Below are 22,552 nucleotides of genomic sequence, written 5' to 3' on the forward strand. Positions count from 1 at the left end.
CACCGGGTCTGATTGATTTTTTGCCTGCCTTTCTACAATGATTCCAAGAGGAACAGACATGGCTGAATCTTCCCCGATCCGCTACAGCTTTGGCGGTGATGAACACCTGTTTGCCGAGGTCAGCGAGAGCATGTCCCTGGAGGCTTTCTTCAAGGGCATGGCCGTCACCCGCGCGGTGGAACGCCTGGCCCTGGACGGTGTGCTGGACGTCTGCCTGGCAAATGCCTCGTTCCAGATTCGCTTCGACCCGGACCGCATCGCGCCCCACGTGTTGCTCGACGCGGTACAAAGCGCCGAAGCCCAGGCCGTGGCCGAACGTACCTTGCACACCCGCATCATCGAAATCCCGGTGCTGTACAACGACCCCTGGACCCATGAAACCCTGATGCGCTTTCGCGACCGTCATCAGGAGCCGACCGGCACCGACCTGGAATACGCAGCGCGGATCAACGGCCTGGCGGATGTGGACGCGTTTATCGCGGCCCACAGTGGCGCGCCGTGGTTTGTCTCGATGGTGGGGTTTGTGGCGGGCTTGCCGTTCATGTTCCAGATGGTGGAACGCGAGCGGCAGTTGCAGGTGCCCAAGTACCTGCGCCCACGCACCGACACGCCGAAATTGACCCTCGGCCACGGCGGCTGCTTTGGCTGTATCTATTCGGTACGCGGCGCCGGCGGTTACCAGATGTTCGGCGTCACCCCGGCGCCGATCTACGACCCGCAACAGCAACTGGCTTACCTGAAAGAGCACATGGTGTTCTTCCGCCCCGGCGACATCGTGCAGTTCAAACCCATGGACCGCGACGCCTATGACCTGGCCGTGGCAGAAGTGGACGCAGGGCGCTTCGACCTGCGCATCCGCCCGGTGGAGTTTTCCCTCGACGCCTTTCTCGCCGACCCCATCGGCTACCCGAAAACCTTGCAGGAGGCGCTGGCATGATCAAGGTACTCAAACCCGGCCTCGCCACCTCCGTGCAGGATCTTGGCCGCGAAGGTTATTACCACCTCGGCATCCCGCCATCCGGCGCCCTGGACCAATACGCGTTGAGCGCGGCCAACCACCTGGTGGGCAACCCCATCGGCGCTGCCGGGCTGGAATGCACGTTGATCGGGCCGGAGCTGGAGTTTCAGCAGGATGCCCTGGTGGCGTTGTGCGGGGCGCTGATGTCGCCGCGCCTGGACGGCGTGGTGGTGCATCAGGACACCGCGTTTGAAGTGCGCGCCGGGCAAGTACTGCGCTTTGAATTTCCCAGGGCCGGCGCGCGGACTTACCTGGCGGTGGCCGGTGGCATCGATGTGCCGCTGGTGTTGGGCAGCCGCTCGACTTACACCCTCGGCGCATTGGGCGGGTTTCAGGGGCGGCGGCTGGTGGAGGGTGATGAACTGCCCGTGGGCGAAGCCAGCGGCAAAGGCCGGGCGGGGAACAGTTTGCCCATGGCGTTGCGCCAATCGGTGGGTGGGGACGTGACCCTGCGGGTGGTGCCGGGGCTGTATTACGAGCGACTGACGCCCGCCGCCAAAAGCAGCTTTTTTGCCGAGCCCTGGACGGTGGGGTCGGAGGCCGACCGCATCGGCTATCGCTTCAAGGGCGGCAATGCCTTGAGCTTTCAGCCACGGGAACAGCCGTTTGGCGCCGGGTCCGATCCGTCGAACATCGTCGACAGTTGCTACCCCATCGGCTCGATCCAGGTGCCGGCGGGCCTGGAGCCGATCGTGCTGCACCGGGACGCGGTGTCGGGCGGGGGCTACGCGATGATTGGCACGGTGATCAGTGCCGACCTGGATCTGATCGGGCAGATGCAACCGAACCAGCGGGCGGGGTTTGTGGCGGTGACGCTGGAGGAAGCGTTGGAGGCGCGGCGGGTGTACAAGAAGCGGCTGAAGCTGATGGGCGGGTTGTTTAATACCTGAGAACGCCGCCGAACCCCTGTGGGAGCTGGCTTGCCTGCGATAGCGGTGTATCAGTCACCACCGCTATCGCAGGCAAGCCAGCTCCCACATTTTTATCGGGTTGTGTCAGAACAATTGGGTGAATAGCCAGTACAGGCTGCCCGATAACAGAATCGCCGCCGGCAAGGTCAGCACCCAGGCCATCAGCAAGTTGCGGATGGTCTTCATCTGCAAGCCACCGCCGTTCGCCACCATGGTCCCGGCCACACCCGACGACAACACATGGGTGGTGGACACCGGCAAGCCATACATGTCTGCCGCGCCGATGGTCAGCATTGCCACCATCTCGGCGGATGCGCCCTGGGCGTAGGTCAGGTGGGTCTTGCCGATCTTCTCGCCCACGGTCACCACGATACGTTTCCAGCCGACCATGGTGCCGAGCCCGAGGGCGATGGCCACGGCGATCTTGACCCACAGCGGGATAAACCGTGTGGCGTTGTCGATCTGTTGCTTGAACAGTTGCAGCTTGTTCTGGGTGTCGGCGTCGAAGTTGCCGACCTTGCCCTTGTCCATCAGGCGGATGGTTTCGCTGGTCAGGTACATGTCGTTACGCACGTTGCCCACGGCCTCGGCCGGAACGGCGGCGAGGGAGCCGTAGCTCTTCACTTCCTCACCGATATGCCCGGTGATGGCGGCCAGGGCGGGCACCAGTTCCGGGGTGGCTTCCTTGGTGCGTACGTAGGTCGACAAGGTGCCGCGAGAGTCGGCGGGGGCCAGTTGCGGCGCCGCTTTTACCAGGGCGGCCTGGGTGACTTCGGCCACCGCGGCAAACTGCAACGACTCACCGGCCGGCATGGTGCGGTTCAGCGCGTAGGCCATTGGCAGGGTGCCCACCAGGATCAACATGATCAGGCCCATGCCCTTCTGGCCATCGTTGGAACCATGGGCGAACGACACGCCGGTGCAGGTGACGATCAGCATGCCGCGAATCCACCATGGCGGCGGGGTATCGCCTTTTGGCGCCTTGTACAGCGAACGGTTTTTCACGAAGGCCCGCAGCGCCAGCAACAGCAGGGCGGCGAAGGCGAAGCCGATCAGCGGCGACAGCAGCAACGCATAACCGATCTTGATCGCCTGGCCCCAGTCCACACCGCTGGTGCCGTCGCGGCCATGCATCAGTGCGTTGGCCACGCCCACGCCGATGATCGAGCCGATCAAGGTGTGGGACGACGACGCCGGCAACCCCAGCCACCAGGTGCCGAGGTTCCACAGGATCGCGGCGATCAACAGCGCGAAGATCATCGCAAAGCCGGCCGAGGAGCCCACCTGCAGAATCAGCTCTACCGGCAGCAGGGCGATGATGCCGAACGCCACCGCGCCGCTGGATAGCAGCACGCCGAGGAAGTTGAAAAAGCCCGACCACACCACCGCGAAATGCGGTGGCAATGAGTTGGTGTAAATCACCGTGGCCACCGCGTTGGCGGTGTCGTGGAAGCCGTTGACGAACTCGAAGCCCAGGGCGATCAACAGCGCCACGCCCAGCAGGAGGAACGGCGTCCAGGTGGTGACCACCGTGCCCAGCTCGTGCATGTCGTGCATCAGGCTGTAGGCGGTGAACAACAGGCCCATGGCGAGTACGGCGAAGAAAATGATCACCGTCACCAGGCCGGGTTTTTTGTCCAGGCGCGGTTTGGGATCGTTGGAGACGGAGGCGGTGGAGGCGGTCAGCGAAGGGGTTGCCATGCCGGAACATCCAGTGTTGAGGGAGGATATCCGTCATGATCGTTGCAGAATGTTACAGAGATGCTGCGGTAAATCAGTGTTTAGGGAATTGAAGTTGCCGCCGGTCTATAAAACACCGCCGATAAAATGTGGGAGCTGGCTTGCCTGCGATAGCGGTGATCAGTCACCACCGCTATCGCAGGCAAGCCAGCTCCCACACTTGATCGCATTTCAAATTCAATAATCCTTGCGCTTGCGAAACGCCCAGCGTCCGGCAATCAGGGTGAATGTCGCCACCAGCGCCACCAGAATCCAGAAGCCTTCCGGGTCTGTGGAGAGCGGCACGCCACCAACGTTCATGCCAAAAAAACCGGCAATGATGTTGATCGGCAACGCCAGCACCGTGACCACGGTCAGGGTGAACAACGTGCGGTTGCTCTGTTCGTTGAGGTTGGCGGCGATCTCTTCCTGCAGCAGCTTGATGCGCTCACCCAACGCCATCAGGTCGTTGATGATCAGCGCAAACTCCTCGGTGGATTTGCGCAGCTCTTTCACGTCTTCCTTCTGCAGCCACTGGGGCGGGCGATTGAGCAGTCGCAGCAACGAGCCCGGCTCCAGCGCCAGCAACCGTTGCAGCCGCACCAGCACCCGGCGCGCGGCACCCAGTTCGGCGCGGTTGGTGGACAGGCGCGACGACAGCAACTGGTCCTCGATCTGGTCGACGCTGAGGCTGGTCTTGCGCACGATCTGCGTCAGCACCTCGCCCTGGTCCCGCAGCAAATGCACCAGCAGTTCCAGCGGCGAGCGAAAGTGCTCACCGGCCTTCACTGACGAGCGCAGCTTGTCCACCGAGTGCAGCGGTTGCAGGCGCGCGCTGATCAGCAGCCGGCTGCGGGCGCACACCCATAAGGTGGAAATGTCTGAAGAGACCATGCTGCTGAAGTTGAACACCACGTCGTTGACCACCGCCAACAAGGCCGAGTCCACGTGTTCGATGCGGGTGGAGCGCGAGCCTTCGTGCAAGGCCTCGAAGAATTCTTCCGGCAGGTTCAGGTGCGCCTGCATCCAGCGCTCACAGGCGGCGTGGGCCAGGTTCAAATGCAGCCACAGAAATTCTTCGGGGTCACCGGGTTGCTGCAAGGCCGCCAGGGCGGTGGCTGAGTCAATCTGTTCGCCCTTTTCACCGGGGCGGAAACGAAAACCGTAGAGCAAGCCAAACAGGTCGGAGTCCTGGTGGCTGTGGTCGATGCTGTGGTTCATGGAGGCTCGCAGGGAAAGTGCCTGTAGGAAATTTCACAGGTTCACTTGAGCGCATCATGGCAACAGGATTTGACGGTTTTGTGACGGTTTGAGGTGGCCGTCAATCACCCGCGGGCAAGCTGAAGCTGAACACCGTGCCGTCCTGCTCGTGGGAAGACACTTCCAGCCGCCCGCCATGGGCGTCGGCAATCTGCTTGACGATGTACAACCCCAGGCCCAACCCGGCCTGGGGCAGGGCGCCCGTCGGTCGGGAGTAGGGCTGGAACAGCAGCGGCATGGCTTGCTCACTGATCAGCCCAAGGTTTTTCACCGTTAACTCAAACGTGCCGGCGTTGACCTGCGCACTGACTTCAACCGGTCCTTGCGGGTTGCCGTGGCTGATGGCGTTGGCCACCAGGTTGGAGAGCAATTGCGCGAGCCGCTCGCGGTCGCCTTTCACACCCTTGAGATTGCCGATGCGGGCGTGGATCAGCCGCTTGGGGTGCACGTGCTGCACCTCTTCCACCACATGCTGCAAAGTGTCTTCAAGCCCGGTGCATTCACTGATGTTCACCGGGATGCCGCTGCCCATTCGGCCACGGGCAAAGTCCAGTACGTCTTCCACCAGTTGCGAGGCCCGGCGGCCGCTGGCCAGCATGTGCCGCACCAGGGTGTCGGTGGCCGGGTCCGGGTGTTTGCGCAGCAGCCGTTCGGCGCCGACGTTGATGGCGAACAGCGGGTTGCGCAGGTCGTGGCCGAGCACGGCGATGAATTGTTCGCGCAGTTCGGCGGTTTCCCGCTCCTGCTGCAGGTCGGCCTCGGTCTGCTGGAGGCTTTCTTCGGCTTCGATCTGCAGCGACAGCACCCGGGCAAACGACTCCATGGTCGACTGGATGGTGCTGCTGCGCAGTTGCGCCGGGTTCGGGTCCAGGGCACAGATGGTGCCGAAGAAACGCCCGTCGGTGCGGAACACCGGCACCGAGATGTAGCTTTCAAAGTGGTAGATGCGCGGCGTGTGGTGGTCGCGGTACAGCGGGTCTTCGCTGGCTTTGTCGATCACGATCGAGACGTGGGAGTCGCGTATTTCGTGGCACAGGGTGGTGGTCAGGTCCAGCTCGCCACCCACGGGCAGGCCGAAGTCCAGTTGGTCGCGCACGGCGCAGGCGGTCCAGGAATCGTCGGTGACCCGGGCCACGGCCGCAAAACGCAAGCCGGTCATCTCGCTGACTACCTGGAGAATCGCCGGGACGGCGCTGATTCTGCCAATGGTGGCAATGTCGACGGCTTTTTGCCCCATGGCGAACGGTTCCGGTCCTGATGCTGCTGGCGTTGTGCCTTGGCTGATGGTTGGGATTCTAGCGAGCTTGGCGGCGTAAGGTACAAATTCGTTCACGCTAATTAGACTAATTGCTCTTCTGGGCGACGAGCGCGCATAAAAAAGCCGCGCGGCCCGAAGGCGGCGCGGCGTTTTTGCAGTTCAACTCAAGTGTCTTGCTTGTTTTCCAGGACTTCGCCGGTCTTGGCATCCAGCTTCACGTCCCACTTCACGTTGCTGGTGTCACGCAGTTCGGTCTCGTAGACCAGGCGGCCGGCTTTGTCTTCCAGTTCGGTGTCAACGATGGTGGCGCCTTTGTGCTGGGCCACGGCCTTGGCGTTGAGCTTTTCAAAATCCATCACGGCACCGGACTTGAGCAGGCTCGGAATCTGGTCCGGGCGAACATCGGCCTGGGCCAAACCGGCGGTAAGGGTCAAGGCGGCAGCGGCGAACAGAGCGGTCAGGTTTTTCATGGTGTGATCCTTTGGGGTGAGCTGTTTAAGTGGGATCAGGTTAACCAGCGCAACTTAACTCACCCTTAAAATTGCGCCGTTTGTTCAATCGGCGGCGAGTGCGGGGTTTCATGCTGGCGTCTCACTTACGGGAGGCACAGATGAAACAGTTAATGGCCTGGGTGTATGCGCCCTTGTTCTGGGCGGGGTTTATCGGGTGGGCGCTGTGGCTGGTGCAGAGGGATGCGCTGCAGTGGCTGGGGCTGGTATTTGTTCTGGCGGTGGCGGTGTCGTTTATCGCCGAGTGGTGGTTGCCCTATGAGCCGCAGTGGAATCGCAACCAGGGTGATCGTCGTCGCGACTTGATTCACGCGTTGGTCAATGAGGGCCTCAATGCGGCGGGCTTGTTGATCTTGCCGGTGCTGACCGCGCTGTTGGCCGTCGACGGTGTATGGCCGCGGGCGTGGCCGCTCTGGGCGCAATTGCTGCTGGCGATCTTCATTGCCGATGCGGGCATCACCCTGATGCATTACGCCAGCCACCGAGTCGCTGCCTTGTGGCGCCTGCATGCGGTGCACCACAGCGTGCAACGGCTGTATGGCTTCAATGGCTTGATGAAGCATCCGTTGCACCAGATGCTGGAAGCCACGGCCGGGTTGGCGCCGTTGATCCTGCTGGGCATTCCCACGGAGGTGGCGCTGCTGCTGGCCCTGGCGATTGCCGTGCAGCTGCTGTTGCAGCATTCCAATGTCGACATGCGCCTGGGGCCGCTGCGCTGGGTGTTCGCCTGGGCGCCGGTGCATCGTTTTCATCACATGAAATATGGCCGGGCTGGGGATGTGAATTTTGGCTTGTTTTTCAATCTGTGGGATTGGCTCTTGGGTACGGCGTTTTACAGCCATGACTATCGAATGGGGCAGGGCGACTTGGGGATTGGCAGCCGGCCGGATTTTCCGCGGGAGTATGTGGCGCAGTTGCGCGATCCGTTCAGGACGGTGCAATTGAGCAAGGAGCCGCCGGTTCCCGCAGGTCTAGTCCAGGATTCGTACGTGCAGGTTGCGCAACGACGCCCCGGCCGTGACGCCGAATAGTTGCTTCATGGTCCGGGAAAAATGCGCCGAATCGGCGAACCCGGCGCCATGGGCAGCCTCGGTCAAGGTGCTGCCGCCGAGCGCCAGTCCCAGCGCCACCCGCAAGCGCCGCCACAACACCAGGCGACGTACCGGCAAACCCAGTTGGTTGGCGAACAAACGTTCCAGCTGGCTCAACGAAACGTGCGCCGCCTGTGCCAGGGCGTGGGCCGAGACCTTGCCACTCAGTTGCTGATCCAGCGCCGACAGCGCGCGCTCCACCCTGGCATCTTCCAGTGCGCGTCTCGGCAATTGGCGCAGCGTGCGCTCGAGTGCTTCCAGGGACCGTTCACTGTCGGCCAGGGCGGCCTGCAAAGAGTCGAAGTCAAAGGCGCCGGGTTCGGCATACACCATCAATACCTCACCATGGGTTTGGAGGATGGCGTGGGGCATTCTGGACGGGATAAACAGGCGATGGGCCGTGGTGGCACGGCCATCGAGGCTGGCCGTGACCGGCCCGCCCGCGGAGAACATCAGCTGATGGGCATAGTGTGCATGGGGCGCGGTGCGCCCCGGTGTGCCCTGGATCAGCCCGTAGTCAGGCCCCAGCCACAGGCGACCTGACCATTCGGGGCTCACTCAGTAACCGTTGTCCTGCAGCAGGTCGGCCACACTCGAGGACGGCCAGCGCTTGTAGTACTTCAGCAGTTCGGCAGCGCGGTTGGTGAAGATGCCGTCGACGCCGGCTTTCATGACCTTGTCGAAGTCCACCGGCTCATCCACGGTGTACACGTGCACCAGCAAGCCCTTGTCGTGGGTCAACTGGTTCATCTCGGGTTTGACCAGGTCGGAGTAGCTCTGGTCGCCCAGGTTGGTCAGTTGTGCCGAAGGGCCGGTACCGATGGCGCCCAGGCTCTTGGCCTCGTCGATCCATTTTTCGAACTCGGCGGCGTCCTTCGGCTCCTGCTTGGCGTAGTAGGCGGCTTTGCTCGGCTCGCCGGACTCGGCGAAGGGCACCTTGGATTTCGGTTCGATGCTGCCTTCACCTACCCACAACAGCAGGATTTTCGGGGTGTTGGGCATCTCTTTTTGCAGTTCTTTCAGGCTGTCTTTCTCAAAGGTTTGCAGCACCACGCGGCCCTTGCCCTGGCCGACGCCGATGTTTTTCTGGGCCTGGTTGGAGCCGGTGGAGCTCAACCAGCCTTTATCCAGCAGTTTGTTCTTCAGGTCGGCCTCGATGCCCGGGAATTGCTTCGGCTCCTTGGTTTCGATGTACAGGCCGGGTTTGTGCTGCGGGTTGCCTTCGGCGATCTTGATGATTTCGTCCAGGCTGAGGATTTTCAGGCCGACGAAGCCCGGGCGGGCACGGTCCGGGTAGGCGGCGTTGAACCAGCTGCCGGCGTCCAGGGTTTTAAGCTCGGCCCAGGTGAACTCGTTGGCCGGGCTGTCCTTGCGCTCCGGGAACTTGGTGGCGACGTCGGTGGTGCGTTGCAGGTTGTTGTCATGCAGGGCGAATAGCACGCCGTCCTTGCTGCGCTGCAGGTCCATTTCCAGGTAGTCGGCACCCAGGTCGCGCGCGACTTTGTAGGCGGCGGCGGTGGATTCCGGTGCATCGAAGGAGGCGCCACGGTGGGCAATCACGGCAGGGTGCGGGATGCCTTCGTTGGCCGCGAGTTCGGTAGGGCTGATCGGGCTTGCCGCCTGTGCCTGGCCAAGGCCCAGCATCAGGGCCAGCAGCAGGGCACTCTTGGTAAACGTGACAGGCATATGCGAAGTCCTTTCGTGGAGGTAACTTTGAGAAGGGCTCCTTTTTAACAATTGCTTGCGAATGGCGCTATCACCAAACCGACATTAACGTGTTCACCGGCCATTTTTCTGCACTTTTGTGCGGTGCGATGCAGTACTCTTGCCTTGAATTGCCCCATCAGAGGGCAGATTTTCCTGCCACGCGTGTAAACCATCTTTCCAGTCCAAGTAGGACTTTTCAGTGAGGTTTACCATGCGCATCACCTCCGAGCTTATCTGCCAGGCCGCCGACCAACTCCAGGGTTTTGTCGGCCTGAACCGCAAGACTGGCCAGTACATCGTCCGTTTCAGCGAAGACTCCTTCGGCATGGACGTGGCCGATGACGGCATTATCCCAACCGCCGAGTTTGTCTGGCTGCCGATCGACGGGCAGGCCATGACCTTGTCCCGCGAGCGGATCCAGTTGTTGCTGGACCAGAACATCGACGATCGCATCAACATCACCGAACCGCTGCGGGTGTACATGCGTCGGGTGGAGATTCCACAGATCAGTGCGGTGCGCAGTCTGGTCAGTTGAGTGCCGCATAGCCCTGCGGCTGGAGCGCTTTTTGTGGCTAGGGAGCTTGCTGTGGCAGGAGGCTTGCTGTGGTGAGGGAGCTCCCTCACCACACAAGCTCCCTCACTACAGCAAGCGCCCTCACCACAGAGCCTCCCTTGTCCACATTAAGTGTTTTACACAGGCTGAGGTTTCAGCGCTCGAACGCGTAAGACCGCTCCACCTTGCACACTCGTGTATGGCACGCCAAGTACCAGGTGGCGCGGCCCTGTTCGCGCACCTCAGTGTGTTCGGCGTGCTGCTTCCACGCCAGGATCGCGGCTTCGCTGCTCCAGTAGGACACCGTGATACCCAGCCCGTCGTCCCCGCGCGCCGATTCCACGCCGAGAAAACCGGGTTGTTGCCGGGCCAGTTCCAGCATGCGGTCGGCGGCTTGTCCGTAACCGTTGTCACCTTCAGTGCGCAATGAACTGAACACCACGGCGTAGTACGGCGGTTTGGGTGTCTTGGCGATCATGCGCAGGCCTTCAGCAGCGCAATGGCCAGCGGCGGGGTGACGTCTTTAAGCGCCGCACGTTCCGGCTGGAACAGGGTGGCGACAAAAAACGGATGGCCCAGCAACTCCACCGCCCGCAGGTCACCCGCCGAGTCATGGCCGCTGGCAATCAGGTCGGCTTCCAGCAATGCGCTTTCGAAGTCTGGATTGATGCCATAGCGGCAACGGTAGCCTTCATGGATATCCAGGGTGGCGTAGGCCTCGGCGATGCGGGTATAGGCCATCAAGCGGATGGTGTCGGTCGCTTCCACCAGCGCACAGGTCAGGGGCGTGAGTACTGCACGGGGCGAATCGGGAGCCAGTTCGCCGTGTTCTGCGTCGGCCCAGCCCAGCACGTTGCGGGCATATTCCAGCACCGCGTGTTGAAAACCGCCGCAGGTGCCGAGGAAAGGGCGCCGCTGTTCACGGGCATAACGGATGGCCAGCAGGGCGCCGTCCAGATCACGGTAAGGGCTGGCGGGGACGCACCAGAAGCCGTCGTAGTGCTGCAGTTGTTCGGTGGATTTGATCGTGTCGGTGGCCAGCCAGTCGAACCGCACCGTCAGGCCCAGCGCCGCGCCGGCCTGTTGCAACGCCAGGGGAATGGCCTGGTGGGCGGTGACCTGTGCATCGTAGTCGCCGATCAGGGCCAGGTGCAGGGTGGTTTTATTCATCGAGGGTATCCGTGGCTTGTTGAGTCCTGGCGCTCACTATAGATTGGCGTTCACGCAATCAATATTGGCGTTAACACACATGTTCAATGCAGCGGCGCACTATCAGATCGACTACCCAGACCTTTCCCTGATCCTCGCCCTGGTGCGCGGCGGCACGCTCGCGCGGGCGGCGGCGTTGCTGCGGGTGGATGTGTCTACGGTGTTTCGCGCAGTGCGGCGGCTGGAGACGGCACTGGGCCAGACGCTGTTCGAAAAGAGCCGCGCCGGCTACCTGCCCACCACCTTGGCCACCACCCTCGCCGAGCAGGCCGAACGTGCCGAACAGGCGCTGGAGGCAGCACGTGTGGGAGTGGAGCAGGGCGGTGAAGTGATCAGCGGTACGGTGCGCCTGACGTGCACGGACTCGGTATTGCAGTCACTGTTGCTGCCGGCCCTGGCGCAGTTCATGCCGGGTTACCCGGCGCTGACCCTGGAGCTGAGCACGTCCAATGACTTCGCCAACCTCAGTCGCCGCGATGCGGATATCGCCCTGCGCCTGACCAAGGCACCGCCCGAGCATCTGGTAGGACGTTGCCTGGGCACGGTGTCGTATCGGGTGTGCGCCAGTGCCGACTATGCCCGCCAGCATGGGGGGGAGGAACTGGCGGCCCTGAACTGGATCGCGCCGGATGACTTCCTGCCGGATCACCCCACCGTCACCTGGCGGCGCCAGCACTTGCCGGGAGTGATGCCGGCCTATCGCTGCAACAGCATGGTTTCGGTAACCGAACTGGTACGCGCGGGACTCGGCGTGGCCGCGTTGCCGGATTACCTGCTGGGCGCGGACCTGCAACCGTTGAGCCCGCCGCTGGTGGGGCACGACACCGCCCTGTGGCTGCTGACGCGCCCCGATTGCCGGGCCTTGCGCTCGGTGGTGACGTTATTTGATCAGTTGGGCCAGCATGTGCGTTTGCCGGTGAGATAACTGTGGGAGCTGGCTTGCCTGCGATACAGGCGCTGTGGTGCATCAGGCATACCGCGGTGATGCAATCGCAGGCAAGCCAGCTCCCACACGGGATGCGTGGGAGGGTCAGGTCTTGCGCACGAATTGGTCGTGCATTTCGCTGGTCAGCCCTTCGATGCGTTCGGTCAGTTGTTTGGTCATCTCGGTGAGCTTGGTGTTCTGCTCCAACAGTTCCAGGAGTTGCTTGGTGGTCTGCGCCGCCTGGGCCTGGCGTTCGGTGTTGGCCACGGCCAGGGCTTCGCGGTGCTGGGCGTCGGCGTCGGATTGGGCCTTGTCCCGTGCGGCCTGGCGGGTCTGGGCGAGCAAAATCAAGGGGGCGGCATAGGCCGATTGCAGGCTGAACGCCAGGTTCAAGAGGATGAACGGGTAGACGTCAAAGTGCGTGATGCCGGTCATGTTGAGCACGACCCACAGAATCACGATTGCCGTTTGCGCCCCCAGGAACGTCGGGGTACCAAAGAAGCGCGCGAAGGCTTCGGCTTTCAGCGCAAAGGTGTCGTTGCCAAAGGTCGGCGCGAGATGGGCGTGTTTACGATGAAAGCGCAGGTGGTCAACGTTGGCTTCAGGTTTATCCGGGGTCATGGCGGGCTCGAATCCGTGGCGTAAGACAAGCCACCACTATAGACCGAGCCCTCGGCCTGGCACATGAAGAAGCCTGTCGCTTACCTGTTGCCCCGTTCATTGGCAAACGCACTCACAGCCTGCACCGCCTCGCTGGCGCCTTCGCGAATCTGCAGGATCACCGTGCCGGCCTGGTTGGCCAGGTCCACGCCCTGGGCGGCGCGGTCGCGGGTACCGTCCATGCTGTCGATGGCCTGGCGGGTTTCGGTCTGGATCATCTCGATCATCGACGAAATCTCGGCCGTTGAACCGCTGGTGCGCGCCGCCAATTGCCGCACTTCATCGGCCACCACCGCAAAGCCACGCCCTTGTTCGCCGGCGCGTGCGGCTTCGATGGCAGCGTTCAATGCCAGCAGGTTGGTCTGGTCGGCAATCCCGCGAATGGTGTTGACGATGGCGGTGATCTGCTGCGAACGCTCGCCCAGCTTGGCGATCAGCGCGGAAGAACCGTCGATATTGGCGGCAATCTCACGCATGCCGGTGGCGGTCTGCTGGATCACCTCGGCGCCTTTTTCGGCGATGTCCCGGGTTTGCAGCGAGATGTGATAAGCCTGGGTGGCGCTTTGCGCGTCGGCCGCGTGTTTCTCCACCATGGCCGTGACGTCGGAGGCGTATTTCACCACCTTGCACAGGCGCCCGCTGGCGTCGTACACCGGGTTGTAGTTGGCTTCCAGCCACACCACCTGGCCGTTTTTGTCGATGCGTTCGAACTGGCCGTTGAACAGCTCACCCTGGTTCAGCCGTCGCCAGAAATCGCTGTAGGCGCTGCTGTTGGCCAGCTCCGGTGTGCAGAACATGCGGTGATGCTTGCCCTGCACCTGCGCCAGGTTGTAGCCCATGCGCTGCAGGAAATTCTGGTTGGCGCTGATGATGGTGCCGTCGAGGTTGAACTCGATCACCGCCATGGCGCGGTCGATGGCCTGCAACTTGGCGTTGGCTTCACTCTCGGCCTGCATTTTCGGGGTGACGTCCATGGCGTACTTCACCACTTTCACCACGCTGCCGGACTCGTCGCGCACCGGGTTGTAGCTGGCCTCCAGCCAGATCGGCTGGCCGTCGCTGGTCACGCGCTCAAAGGTGCCGGACTGGAATTGGCCGTTGCGCAGTTGCGTCCATAGCTGGCCGTACTCGGCGCTGCGGGCAAAGGCCGGGGTGCAGAACAGGCGGTGGGACTGGCCCACGACTTGGTCGGCGGTGTAGCCCATGGCCTTGAGGAAATTCTCGTTGGCCCGCAGGACTGTGCCTTGCAGATCAAATTCAATCACCGCCATGGAGCGGTCGATGGCGTCGAGAAGGCTGGCTTGCTGGGCAAGGGTGGCTTGCAGGGTACTGATGGTTTTTTTATGGGCGTTGAATAGCATGGTCGTGTGCTCGGGGGAAGCAAGCGTCAGGGGTATCCATGGGGGCGCCTGCCACCGTAAGGCCTGGCCATACGGCAAACGTGCTCATTGCCAGCTTCCTTGTGCTGGCAGCGGGGTGGAACAGCGGGTTCTGAGTCGTATGGCCGGCAAGAAGTTCTATGCCAGTCGACCAATGGCGGCATTATGCTATCGGTCGGCGACGGGCGCGTTTAATTCAGACGAGATGCAGAGGGCGGGATTCAGGCGGAATGGGCGACCACGTAGTCGCTGATATTGACTCGGTTACGGCCGGTGTCCTTGGCCGCGTACAGCGCGCGGTCCGCTGCGTTGAGCCACATGGCCGCGTCGGTGAAGGTGCTCTGGAAAGACGCCAGGCCAATGCTCAGGCTGACCCGCAGTTCGGGGATTTCCGGGTTGCGGTAATTGCTGAACACCTCGCGCATGCGTTCCATGACTTGCGCGGCCTGTTCCATGGGCATGTCAGGAAGAATCACACAGAACTCGTCGCCGCCGTATCGCCCGGCCAGGTCGTTTGCCCGCAGGTTGCGTCGAAGTTCCAGGCTTAGTTGGCGCAGAACCTGGTCACCGATGATGTGCCCATAGCTGTCGTTGATCTGCTTGAAATGGTCGATGTCGATCAGTGCGATGGTGGCGTTCCCATGTTGTTGCTGGCACTTGTGAAACTTCAGGTGCAGCAGGTCTTTCCACGAACCGTGGTTGAGCAGGCCGGTGAGGCTGTCGGTGCGGCTCAGGGCGCTCAGGGCGCGTTTGTGTTCCGACAATTTGATCGCCAGGCGGTAGCAGACCATGCCCAGCGCCATGGGATACAGGGTCAGCATCGGCAGGCAGGCGTAGACCTGGACCAGGCTGACGTCTGGATTGAAGTGGATGCCAAACAGCAGCCAGGACACGCCGATACCTGCCAGTTGCGCCACGATGCCGTGGAGGAACAGGCGTTTGCCGCCGGCGGCGACGTTGTTCATGGTCATCATCGACAGGATGGTCACGGCCGTCAGTGGCGTGAACTGTGTAGTCGCCGCCCAGAACCCGCCGAGCAGCGAGTCGTAGAGCAGGTTTCGCCGTTCCGCCTTGTAGGGGAAATCGGAGCGGGTCGAAAGTTGATAGGCCAGGTGCGCCCAGCCAAAACCATTGAACAGCAGCAACGCCCAGACCCAGCCTGGCATTTGCAGTGGGTAGAGCGCGGCGATGACGCTGATGCAGCCGATGCCCAGGCCGATGATCCTTGGCCTGTAGATACGTCTGGCAAATGACAGCCCTTTGCCTCGTTGGTTTTCCATAGATTCCTGGGTCGATTCTTTTTTTGCAGGTACGACGGCACACGTGATCGGGAAAACCACTGGTCGGATAATACGTGTGAATATTGTCAGTTATTCGCGTGGGAATAATCAGTGTCCTTCCAGGCCATTTGCAAAGGACACGCGGCGAATCAGATAAAAACGACCTTGGATGTCGTTCCTGCAACAGGTCAGTGCTGCGGCACGACCTCATAGCCTGCGAGGAACAGGTCGATGGCCGACTCGATGACGTTCGCTTGGGCGTCGGCGTCCAGGGTCGGCTGGCCGAGGGTGATCTGTGGCCAGAAGGCAAAGGCCTTGAGCAGGCTTTGCACCTGGTGGGCGGCGAAGCATGGGTCGGTGCAGCTCAGCCGGCCGTCTTCCTGGGCGGCGCGCACCCATTGGGTGAAGCCTTCTTCACGCTTGCTCAGGCGGTTGACCATGTCCTGGGCACGTTCCGGCGAGTGGATGGTGGCGGCAATCGCGACCCGGGCCAGGTCGAGGAAGTTGGCGTCCGACATCATCGTCATCTTGGCCTGCAGCAACCCGCGCAGTTGCTCTCGCAGCGGGCGGTCGCTGGCGTAGCTGACGTCCAGTTGCGCAACACTGCTGGCCCACAGTTGATGCAGGATCTCGGCGAACAGCTCTTCCTTGCTCGGGAAGTGGTTGTACACCGTGCGCTTGGAAACCCCCGCCGTGGCGGCAATCTTGTCCATGCTGGTGACCTCGAACCCGTTGTCACGAAACTCGGCAATGGCGGCTGCCACGATGGCTTCGCGTTTACGGTCGGTGAGGCGCAGGGGTACAGTCATGGTGGGAGTTCGGCTCTGAAGGGAAACTTACACTCGGTAGTTTACTTGCTCCCGGTTTTGTTGCAATCTAGAAACTACACTGTGCAGTGTAATTTTTAGAGCAGTCTGCAGGAGTTCCTCGGTAATGGCCACGATCTCAACCCGTCTCGACAGTTCTTCTACAGCGCCCAAGTCTTCCGAACAGCATCAAGGTCACTTCACCAATCAGAAGCCCATCCAGCATGGCGGCTTGGGCAAGACCCTGGGCATCATGTGGAAGATGCTCTTCCAGAAGCCCCGTAGCACGCGCCCGGTGGGTGAGATCCCGGTGCAGCCGCTGACTCGCGAGCAACTGTTTGCCGCCCCGGACCATAGCGTTTTCCGCCTCGGCCATTCCACCGTGCTGCTGAAAATGCGCGGCAAGTTCTGGCTGACCGACCCGGTGTTCGCCGAGCGTGCTTCGCCGTTCAGTTGGGCGGGCCCCAAGCGTTTCCATCAGCCGCCGATCAGCCTTGAGGACCTGCCGCCGATCGAGGCGGTGATTCTTTCCCACAACCACTACGACCATCTGGACCACAAGGCGGTGGTGCAACTGGCGGACAAGACCCGCTATTTCCTCGCGCCGCTGGGTGTGGGCGATACCCTGGTCAAGTGGGGTGTGGATGCCAGCAAGGTGCGGCAGCTGGATTGGTGGCAGGGCACTGAAGTGGACGGGATTCGTTTTGTGTCCACGCCGGCCCAGCACTTTTCCGGGCGCGGCCTGTTCGATGGCAACCAGACGCTGTGGTGTTCGTGGGTGATGATCGACGGCTCACGGCGAATTTTCTTCAGCGGTGATACCGGCTATTTCGAGGGCTTCAAGCGTATCGGCGAGCAGTACGGCCCGTTTGACCTGACCCTGATGGAGACGGGGGCCTACAACGTCGACTGGCCCCACGTGCACATGCAACCGGAAGAAACCCTGCAGGCGCACATCGACTTGAAGGGCCGCTGGCTGCTGCCGATCCATAACGGCACGTTCGACCTGGCGTTTCATGCATGGCACGAACCCTTCGACCGCATCATGGCGCTGGCATGGGAGCGTAACGTGTCGATCACCACACCGGCGATGGGGCAGGCGTTCATGCTCAACCAGCCGGAGCGCGGGCAGGCCTGGTGGCTGGAAGTCGAGCATCAGGGCAGTGAAGCGCACGTCAGCGGATAATCACCGTCTGATCGCGCGCTCAGGGATTTTGAACGAGCCATAACCAGCCATTTCCGACAGACATCCACCTCGCTGAAGGGATGCAATCACGCCTCGAAACTTTATTCCGGGGCGTGGGAGTGTATGGACGATAAGAGTAGGAAGGTCACGGGGCCGGGCGTGCGCTGCCTGTTCAAGCCTTCAGGATCGGGGGACAGTTGTACTCCCCAGCCTTGCGCCCCCACTGCCAGCCAGGGTGTTGTGTTTGGCAGTCATGCGGCCGGTACGATCGTCAATTCGGCCACTCACCAGGGCGGCCTGGAGTTTGGCTCCACGGGCGGTTACGGCCCCAGGCTCGACCTCCCTGGCCCCATGATGCACAGCGTGCGCGATCCCGCGTTATCACTGATTGCCCTCAGCGGTGTCGACCCTGAGGGGCGGGTGATGGTGGAGATTCCACCCGTCGCTGATTCGGGTCATCTGATCAACACACCGCCCTTGGCTGGCAGCCGTATTGGTTTTGCCAGCGAGTACGTTACCGGTGATGTGCGCAAACCCGCCAAACACAGCTCGCACTTTGCCCGGGTACTGGACGTACTGCGTGCAGCCGGTGCGCAATTGGTGCCTGTGACGGCGCGGGTGACCGATGACACACGTCACTTCACCCTGGACCCCGGCAATGAGATTAACGACCGGGTCACGGAAAACCGCCTGGATGGGGTGGTGGCGGATGCGCAAGGTGTTGCTTTCCACAAAGCAGCGACTGCCGATAACCCACGCTTCAGCGTGCCCGCGGGCACCGACGTCGACGGGGTGTCGAGGGTCGTCTGGTTCTATGGTGCGCACTGGTCCAGAGATCGTCTGGCGGCGTTGGTGCGAGGTTGCCAGCAGGCTCTAGGGCGGCTTTAAGGGCCTACGCCATGGGGAGAGTGATCGTACGCCGCGGTAAGAGTTGCCCCCGAGTCATCGAGTATTTCGCTTCTTAGACTGAGGCAGGGATATCGAACGGTATTCCCAACATTCAGGCAGGCGGGGAGTATTTATGATCGGACCAGGTTTGGGCGCGGGATGGGCAGCGGGGCTTTTCGATGCAGTGGTGAACCCGCCACAGGCCTACAGGAGTGCCGACGATTTGGCAGCGGCCATGACCCGGCCCAATGGGGCCAGTTCCGATTCGGTGGTGAGGGATTCGCTGAAGCTGATCGCCAACATGGACAAGGGCTTGCAGGGCGGCAATGCATTCATTGAAATCAATCCTGACGCTCGTGTGAAAGCCCGTGCGCTGGATCTGGAACGGGCCGAAGGCAAAGTGCGCGGGCCTTTGCATGGCGTTCCGATAGCGCTCAAGGATGTGTTCGAAACCGGCGACAAGATGCAGACCAGCGGTGGCTCCATGGCGCTGGTGGGCAGGCCCGCTTCAAGGAACGCCAAGGTGGTGGACAACCTGCTGAAGGCTGGCGTTGTGATTATTGGAAAAACCAACATGAGCGAATTGTCCAATTTTCGCTCTGAGGCTCCGGTTGATGGCTGGAGCTCCAGGGGCGGCTTGACCCTCAACCCGCATCGGCTGGATGGCCAGGCGGCGGGATCGAGTACGGGCTCTGCGGTAGCCGTTGCTCAAGGGATTGTGCCCTTGGCATTGGGGGTCGAAACCAATGGTTCAATCATTACGCCGGCGGCTTACAACGGTGTTATTGGTTTCAAACCGACCGAAGGGTTAGTGAGCACTGAAGGGGTGATGACCAGTTCCCGCCAGGACACGGTGGGCACCTTCACCCGTAACGTGCGTGATGCGGCGCAAGCACTGGATGCGATGACGGATACCAACCGCTACACCCAGGGAATCAAGCCTGACGCCTTGGTGGGCAAGCGCATCGGCTATACGCCGTTGCCTGAGTTATCAGCAGAAGATGCCAACGACCCGGCGAAAATAGCCGACAGGCAGCACTTCGAGGATGCCATTACGTTGCTGCGGGGCAAGGGCGCGACATTGGTACCCGTGGGTCAACTGGGTGAGGGCGTCCCGTACGAAACCCATGAACAATATAACGACGCGTTGTTATCGGACGTTAAACACCAGCTTGAAGCCTACCTGGCCGGACGGGCAGGCTTGCCGGTGAAGTCGCTGGCTGAGCTGATTGAATTCAACGAGCGCAACAGCGGTCCGGGTGTGCCGGATCAACAGATGCTCACCATGATCAACGGGATGGATATCAGTGATGAGGCGCGCAATGAGTTATGGGCTGCCATCGGCCCGATTTTCAAAAGCACCATCGATAAGCCGCTGGCCGAGCATAAGCTTGACGCAATAGTGTCCAATTTTCACTCGTACAGTTACTACTACTCGGCAGTGGCCGGTTATCCCGGTATCTCCATGCCATCGGGAATGGACGACGAAGGGATGCCAACGGCTGTTCACTTTTATGGGGCAAATTTGAGCGAAGCCACGTTGCTGTCGGTCGCCTACGGGTATGAGCAGGCCTCCCATGCAATTAGGAAGCCTGCGTTTACACCCGGCCTGCGCTAGTCCGGATTACTTCAACCCATAACGAGCGGCGGGTTCACGGTGCGACAGGTTCGGGCCTAGGGCCAGCCGTGCGCTTTCGTAGGTGTCCCAATCGGCGCTGTCCGGCAGGGACGGAATCGTCACGGCTTCACCCTGGGCAAGGCCTGCCAGGGCGGCGTCCACCAGGTTCTCGGTGGTCATCACCATGGCTTCCGGCAGGTTGTTCACAGGCAGGCCGGCGATGTCCCAGAACTCCGTGGCGGTAGCGCCTGGCAGCACTACCTGGACCACCACGCCCTTGTCACTCAGCTCATGCTGCAGCGATTCGCTGAACGCCTGCACGAACGCTTTGGTACCGCCATACACGCCGTTCAGCACTTTGGGTGCGAGAGCGACAATCGAGCCGATATTGATAATCGTGCCACGGCCCTGGGCGACAAAGTTGGTTGCCGCGGCTTTGGCCAGGCGGGTCAGCGCCAGTACGTTCAGCAGAATCATCGCGTCCATTTTGTCGGCATCCGACTCCAGCAGCGAAGCCGTGGCGCCCACACCGGCGTTATTCACCAGCAGGCTGATACGGCTGTCTTCGTGCGCGATCCGGGCGATTCGCGCCAAGTCGGCTGGCAGATTGAGATCGGCCGCTATCACCTGCACGTCACGCTGGGTATTGGCTTTCAAGCGTGTTGCCAACTGCTCCAGACGTTGCTGGTTGCGGGCCACCAGAATCAGATCGTAGCCGGCACGGGCCAGGCGGTCGGCATACACCGCACCAATTCCTGACGAAGCACCGGTAATCAGGGCATAACCTTTGTGTTGCGACATGGCAGTTGCTCCAAATGGGCCGGGGAGGGGATCGGCCTTGTTGGAACCAAGATTATGGGTGTAATGTGGTGGCTGCAATGTCATATATCCCTCCTTTAGAGACATGAGGTTTGGCCATGGTGTCCGTCGGTATCCTGCTTTTTCCCGGTTTCCAGGTGCTCAGCCTGTCCACCAGCAGCGTGTTCGAGTTTGCCAACTTCGTGGTGGGGCGACCGTTCTACCGCGTGGACTTGTTGTCGGAGCATGGCGGGCCGATAAAAAGCTCCATGGGCTTTGCCATTGATAGCCTGGCGTTCGGGCAGCAGGTCTACGACACGATCCTGGTGCTGGGGGACAACGAACTACTTGAGCCCACTCCTGGCATGGTGGAGTACCTGCAAGCGTCGTTGACGGCGTCGCGCCGGGTTACATCGGCCTGCACCGGTTCGTTCCACCTGGCAGCGGCCGGCCTGTTGGAAGGGCGCAAGGCAACCACCCACTGGTACCACGCCATGACGTTTCGCCAGCGCTACCCCAACGTGAAGCTGGAGGAAGACCGGATCTTCACCGTCGATGGCCCGCTCTGGACTTCTGCCGGGATGACCGCCTGCATCGACCTGGCCCTGGCCCTGGTCGAGCACGATTTGGGCGTGGAAGTGGCCCGCGACGTGGCGAAAAAACTGGTGGTTTACCATCGCCGTGCCGGTGGCCAGTCACAGTTCTCGGCGTTGCTGGAACTGGACCCAAAGTCCGACCGCGTACAAACCGCCCTGGCGTGGGCCAAAGGGCACTTGCACGAGGACCTCTCGGTAGAACAACTGGCGCAAGCGGCACACCTCAGCCCGCGTCAGTTCAGCCGACTGTTCCGCGCCGAAACCGGGCAATCCCCGGCCAAGGCGGTAGAACACCTGCGCATTGAAGCGGCGAGGTTGATGCTCGAATCCGGCAGCCACTCCATCGACGTTGTCGCCCGGGAGACGGGCTTCGGTGACCCGGAGCGCATGCGTCGAGCCTTCCTGCGAGCGTTTGGCCAACCGCCACAAATGATCCGTCGGGCGTTGCAGTTGCAGGCGTGAACTTGCGGGAGCCAGAACCTAGGGCAACTCAGGCGAATAGCACTTCAATACGTCCTTGAGTACGTGAAGCTGGCGCAGCCGTAATAACGATTTGCACATCGCGCCCCAGGCGCGACAAACACTCAAGCATTTTGGCTTCACTGATACCCCGAAACCTGCCACGCAGCATTTCAGACACCTTGGGTTGGGATAAACCGAGAATGACGGAGGCTTGTGCCTGAGTGAGGCTACGTGCCTTGAGAATCTCACCAATCTTCGTCGCCAGCTGTGCCTTGACCTGCATTTCACTGGCGTCGGGCTGCCCGATGTCTTCATAGACATTGCCGGTGCTTTCTTCGATCTCAATCGCGTTGTGATGCTTGTGCATGATCCTGCGCCGCCTTGAGTCGCTGTTTGATCAGTTGTATGTCGTGCTGTGCTGTAGCGATGCCTTTCGTCGACTTTTTCTGGAAGCAATGAAGGACATAAACAGCTGAGTCGAAACGGACGGTATACACACCACGATAAGTGTTGCTGTCGAAATCCTCCACCACCTCAAGTACCGCGTTACCGCCAAACCCTTTCAATGCCTTGGTCTGTGAGTGCTTGCCTCCTCCTTGGGCGAGGTGGAGCGCAAAGCCAAACACATCTTGAACAGGCCCAGGCATTTGCTGCAGATCTTTCTTGCTACCGCCCACCCAGAGGAGTGGCTTCCATGAACTCATGAGAGGATATACCTA

24 protein-coding genes are annotated in these 22,552 nt (G+C 61.4%); 9 read left to right on the plus strand and 15 right to left on the minus strand.

The annotated features are described in order from the left end of the window. The first annotated feature begins 58 nt into the window (after positions 1-58). Positions 59-937: an allophanate hydrolase subunit 1 gene (locus HX815_RS00395; protein WP_177027660.1), complete on the plus strand. Its 879-nt coding sequence runs from the start codon at positions 59-61 to the stop codon at positions 935-937. Further along, positions 934-1,908, plus strand: coding sequence for a biotin-dependent carboxyltransferase family protein (locus HX815_RS00400; protein ID WP_177027661.1), 975 nt, complete (start codon positions 934-936; stop codon positions 1,906-1,908). Before HX815_RS00395 ends, HX815_RS00400 begins: the two co-directional genes overlap by 4 nt. Positions 1,909-2,013: 105 nt before the next feature. On the opposite strand, the gene HX815_RS00405 is transcribed toward HX815_RS00400, so the two are convergent. The 4 genes from HX815_RS00405 to HX815_RS00420 all read right to left on the minus strand — a co-directional run bounded on the left by HX815_RS00405 (position 2,014) and on the right by HX815_RS00420 (position 6,636). Then, positions 2,014-3,630: an inorganic phosphate transporter gene (locus HX815_RS00405; protein WP_177027662.1), complete on the minus strand. Its 1,617-nt coding sequence runs from the start codon at positions 3,628-3,630 to the stop codon at positions 2,014-2,016. Between the two features lie 216 nt (positions 3,631-3,846). Beyond that, positions 3,847-4,869, minus strand: coding sequence for a transporter (locus HX815_RS00410; protein ID WP_177027663.1), 1,023 nt, complete (start codon positions 4,867-4,869; stop codon positions 3,847-3,849). 100 nt (positions 4,870-4,969) lie between these two features. Next, entirely contained in the window at positions 4,970-6,145 is a 1,176-nt protein-coding gene (locus HX815_RS00415) for a GAF domain-containing sensor histidine kinase (RefSeq protein WP_177027664.1), read from the minus strand. Positions 6,146-6,330: 185 nt separating this feature from the next. Then, complete coding sequence (locus tag HX815_RS00420) at positions 6,331-6,636, minus strand: PepSY domain-containing protein (RefSeq protein WP_003211453.1); 306 nt, start codon at positions 6,634-6,636, stop codon at positions 6,331-6,333. A gap of 140 nt (positions 6,637-6,776) precedes the next feature. Between HX815_RS00420 and HX815_RS00425 the strand changes: the two genes are divergently transcribed. Then, positions 6,777-7,706, plus strand: a complete 930-nt coding sequence (locus HX815_RS00425) for a sterol desaturase family protein (protein ID WP_177027665.1) — start codon at positions 6,777-6,779, stop codon at positions 7,704-7,706. Here the strand turns inward: HX815_RS00425 and HX815_RS00430 are convergent. Further along, on the minus strand, positions 7,647-8,324 hold the full coding sequence (locus tag HX815_RS00430; RefSeq protein WP_177027666.1) for a helix-turn-helix domain-containing protein: 678 nt from the start codon (positions 8,322-8,324) through the stop codon (positions 7,647-7,649). The two genes, HX815_RS00425 and HX815_RS00430, sit on opposite strands and share 60 nt — an antisense overlap. Next, positions 8,325-9,452 carry a glycerophosphodiester phosphodiesterase gene (locus HX815_RS00435; protein ID WP_134327191.1) on the minus strand — a complete coding sequence of 376 codons (1,128 nt, stop codon included), beginning with the start codon at positions 9,450-9,452 and terminating at the stop codon, positions 8,325-8,327. Between the two features lie 232 nt (positions 9,453-9,684). On the opposite strand from HX815_RS00435, the gene HX815_RS00440 reads away from it, so the two are divergent. Then, positions 9,685-10,008, plus strand: coding sequence for a DUF2025 family protein (locus HX815_RS00440; RefSeq protein WP_177027667.1), 324 nt, complete (start codon positions 9,685-9,687; stop codon positions 10,006-10,008). A 172-nt stretch (positions 10,009-10,180) separates the two neighbouring features. Here HX815_RS00440 and HX815_RS00445 read toward each other — a convergent pair whose 3' ends face one another. Both HX815_RS00445 and HX815_RS00450 read right to left on the minus strand, forming a co-directional pair. Continuing rightward, the gene (locus HX815_RS00445; protein ID WP_177027668.1) at positions 10,181-10,504 is read right to left on the minus strand and encodes an antibiotic biosynthesis monooxygenase; all 324 of its coding nucleotides are present in this window, start codon (positions 10,502-10,504) and stop codon (positions 10,181-10,183) included. Beyond that, a complete protein-coding gene (locus HX815_RS00450; protein WP_102369737.1) occupies positions 10,501-11,196 on the minus strand; it encodes a CTP synthase in 696 nt (231 codons plus the stop codon). Before HX815_RS00450 ends, HX815_RS00445 begins: the two co-directional genes overlap by 4 nt. A 79-nt stretch (positions 11,197-11,275) precedes the next feature. Here HX815_RS00450 and HX815_RS00455 point away from each other — a divergent pair, with 79 nt between their 5' ends. Further along, positions 11,276-12,160: a LysR family transcriptional regulator gene (locus HX815_RS00455; protein ID WP_177027669.1), complete on the plus strand. Its 885-nt coding sequence runs from the start codon at positions 11,276-11,278 to the stop codon at positions 12,158-12,160. A gap of 105 nt (positions 12,161-12,265) precedes the next feature. Here the strand turns inward: HX815_RS00455 and HX815_RS00460 are convergent, their stop codons facing one another. From HX815_RS00460 to HX815_RS00475, 4 genes are all read right to left on the minus strand, one after another. Then, positions 12,266-12,781, minus strand: a complete 516-nt coding sequence (locus HX815_RS00460) for a DUF1003 domain-containing protein (protein ID WP_003211469.1) — start codon at positions 12,779-12,781, stop codon at positions 12,266-12,268. 80 nt (positions 12,782-12,861) lie between these two features. Beyond that, positions 12,862-14,181 carry a PAS domain-containing methyl-accepting chemotaxis protein gene (locus HX815_RS00465; protein WP_008432948.1) on the minus strand — a complete coding sequence of 440 codons (1,320 nt, stop codon included), beginning with the start codon at positions 14,179-14,181 and terminating at the stop codon, positions 12,862-12,864. 239 nt (positions 14,182-14,420) lie between these two features. Beyond that, complete coding sequence (locus HX815_RS00470) at positions 14,421-15,479, minus strand: diguanylate cyclase (protein WP_003211472.1); 1,059 nt, start codon at positions 15,477-15,479, stop codon at positions 14,421-14,423. A 188-nt stretch (positions 15,480-15,667) separates the two neighbouring features. Continuing rightward, a complete protein-coding gene (locus HX815_RS00475; protein WP_003211473.1) occupies positions 15,668-16,288 on the minus strand; it encodes a TetR/AcrR family transcriptional regulator in 621 nt (206 codons plus the stop codon). A 124-nt stretch (positions 16,289-16,412) separates the two neighbouring features. Between HX815_RS00475 and HX815_RS00480 the strand changes: the two genes are divergently transcribed. The 3 genes from HX815_RS00480 (at position 16,413) to HX815_RS00490 (ending at position 19,977) form a co-directional block, all read left to right on the plus strand. Then, entirely contained in the window at positions 16,413-17,471 is a 1,059-nt protein-coding gene (locus HX815_RS00480; RefSeq protein WP_003211475.1) for an MBL fold metallo-hydrolase, read from the plus strand. Positions 17,472-17,594: 123 nt separating this feature from the next. Beyond that, positions 17,595-18,359 carry an amidase family protein gene (locus tag HX815_RS00485; protein WP_177027670.1) on the plus strand — a complete coding sequence of 255 codons (765 nt, stop codon included), beginning with the start codon at positions 17,595-17,597 and terminating at the stop codon, positions 18,357-18,359. A gap of 235 nt (positions 18,360-18,594) precedes the next feature. Continuing rightward, complete coding sequence (locus HX815_RS00490; RefSeq protein WP_256351031.1) at positions 18,595-19,977, plus strand: amidase family protein; 1,383 nt, start codon at positions 18,595-18,597, stop codon at positions 19,975-19,977. A gap of 6 nt (positions 19,978-19,983) precedes the next feature. Here the strand turns inward: HX815_RS00490 and HX815_RS00495 are convergent, their stop codons facing one another. Next, positions 19,984-20,778 carry an SDR family oxidoreductase gene (locus HX815_RS00495; RefSeq protein ID WP_008432939.1) on the minus strand — a complete coding sequence of 265 codons (795 nt, stop codon included), beginning with the start codon at positions 20,776-20,778 and terminating at the stop codon, positions 19,984-19,986. Positions 20,779-20,894: 116 nt separating this feature from the next. On the opposite strand from HX815_RS00495, the gene HX815_RS00500 reads away from it, so the two are divergent. Further along, a complete protein-coding gene (locus HX815_RS00500; protein ID WP_008432938.1) occupies positions 20,895-21,833 on the plus strand; it encodes a GlxA family transcriptional regulator in 939 nt (312 codons plus the stop codon). A gap of 28 nt (positions 21,834-21,861) precedes the next feature. Here HX815_RS00500 and HX815_RS00505 read toward each other — a convergent pair whose 3' ends face one another. Continuing rightward, entirely contained in the window at positions 21,862-22,200 is a 339-nt protein-coding gene (locus tag HX815_RS00505) for a helix-turn-helix domain-containing protein (RefSeq protein ID WP_003211485.1), read from the minus strand. Next, positions 22,175-22,537 carry a type II toxin-antitoxin system RelE/ParE family toxin gene (locus HX815_RS00510; RefSeq protein ID WP_003211487.1) on the minus strand — a complete coding sequence of 121 codons (363 nt, stop codon included), beginning with the start codon at positions 22,535-22,537 and terminating at the stop codon, positions 22,175-22,177. The genes HX815_RS00505 and HX815_RS00510 overlap by 26 nt, the downstream gene beginning before the upstream one ends. Positions 22,538-22,552: the final 15 nt, after the last annotated feature.

Source organism: Pseudomonas sp. E6002 (assembly GCF_013385565.1).
In the GTDB taxonomy this organism is placed as follows: domain Bacteria; phylum Pseudomonadota; class Gammaproteobacteria; order Pseudomonadales; family Pseudomonadaceae; genus Aquipseudomonas.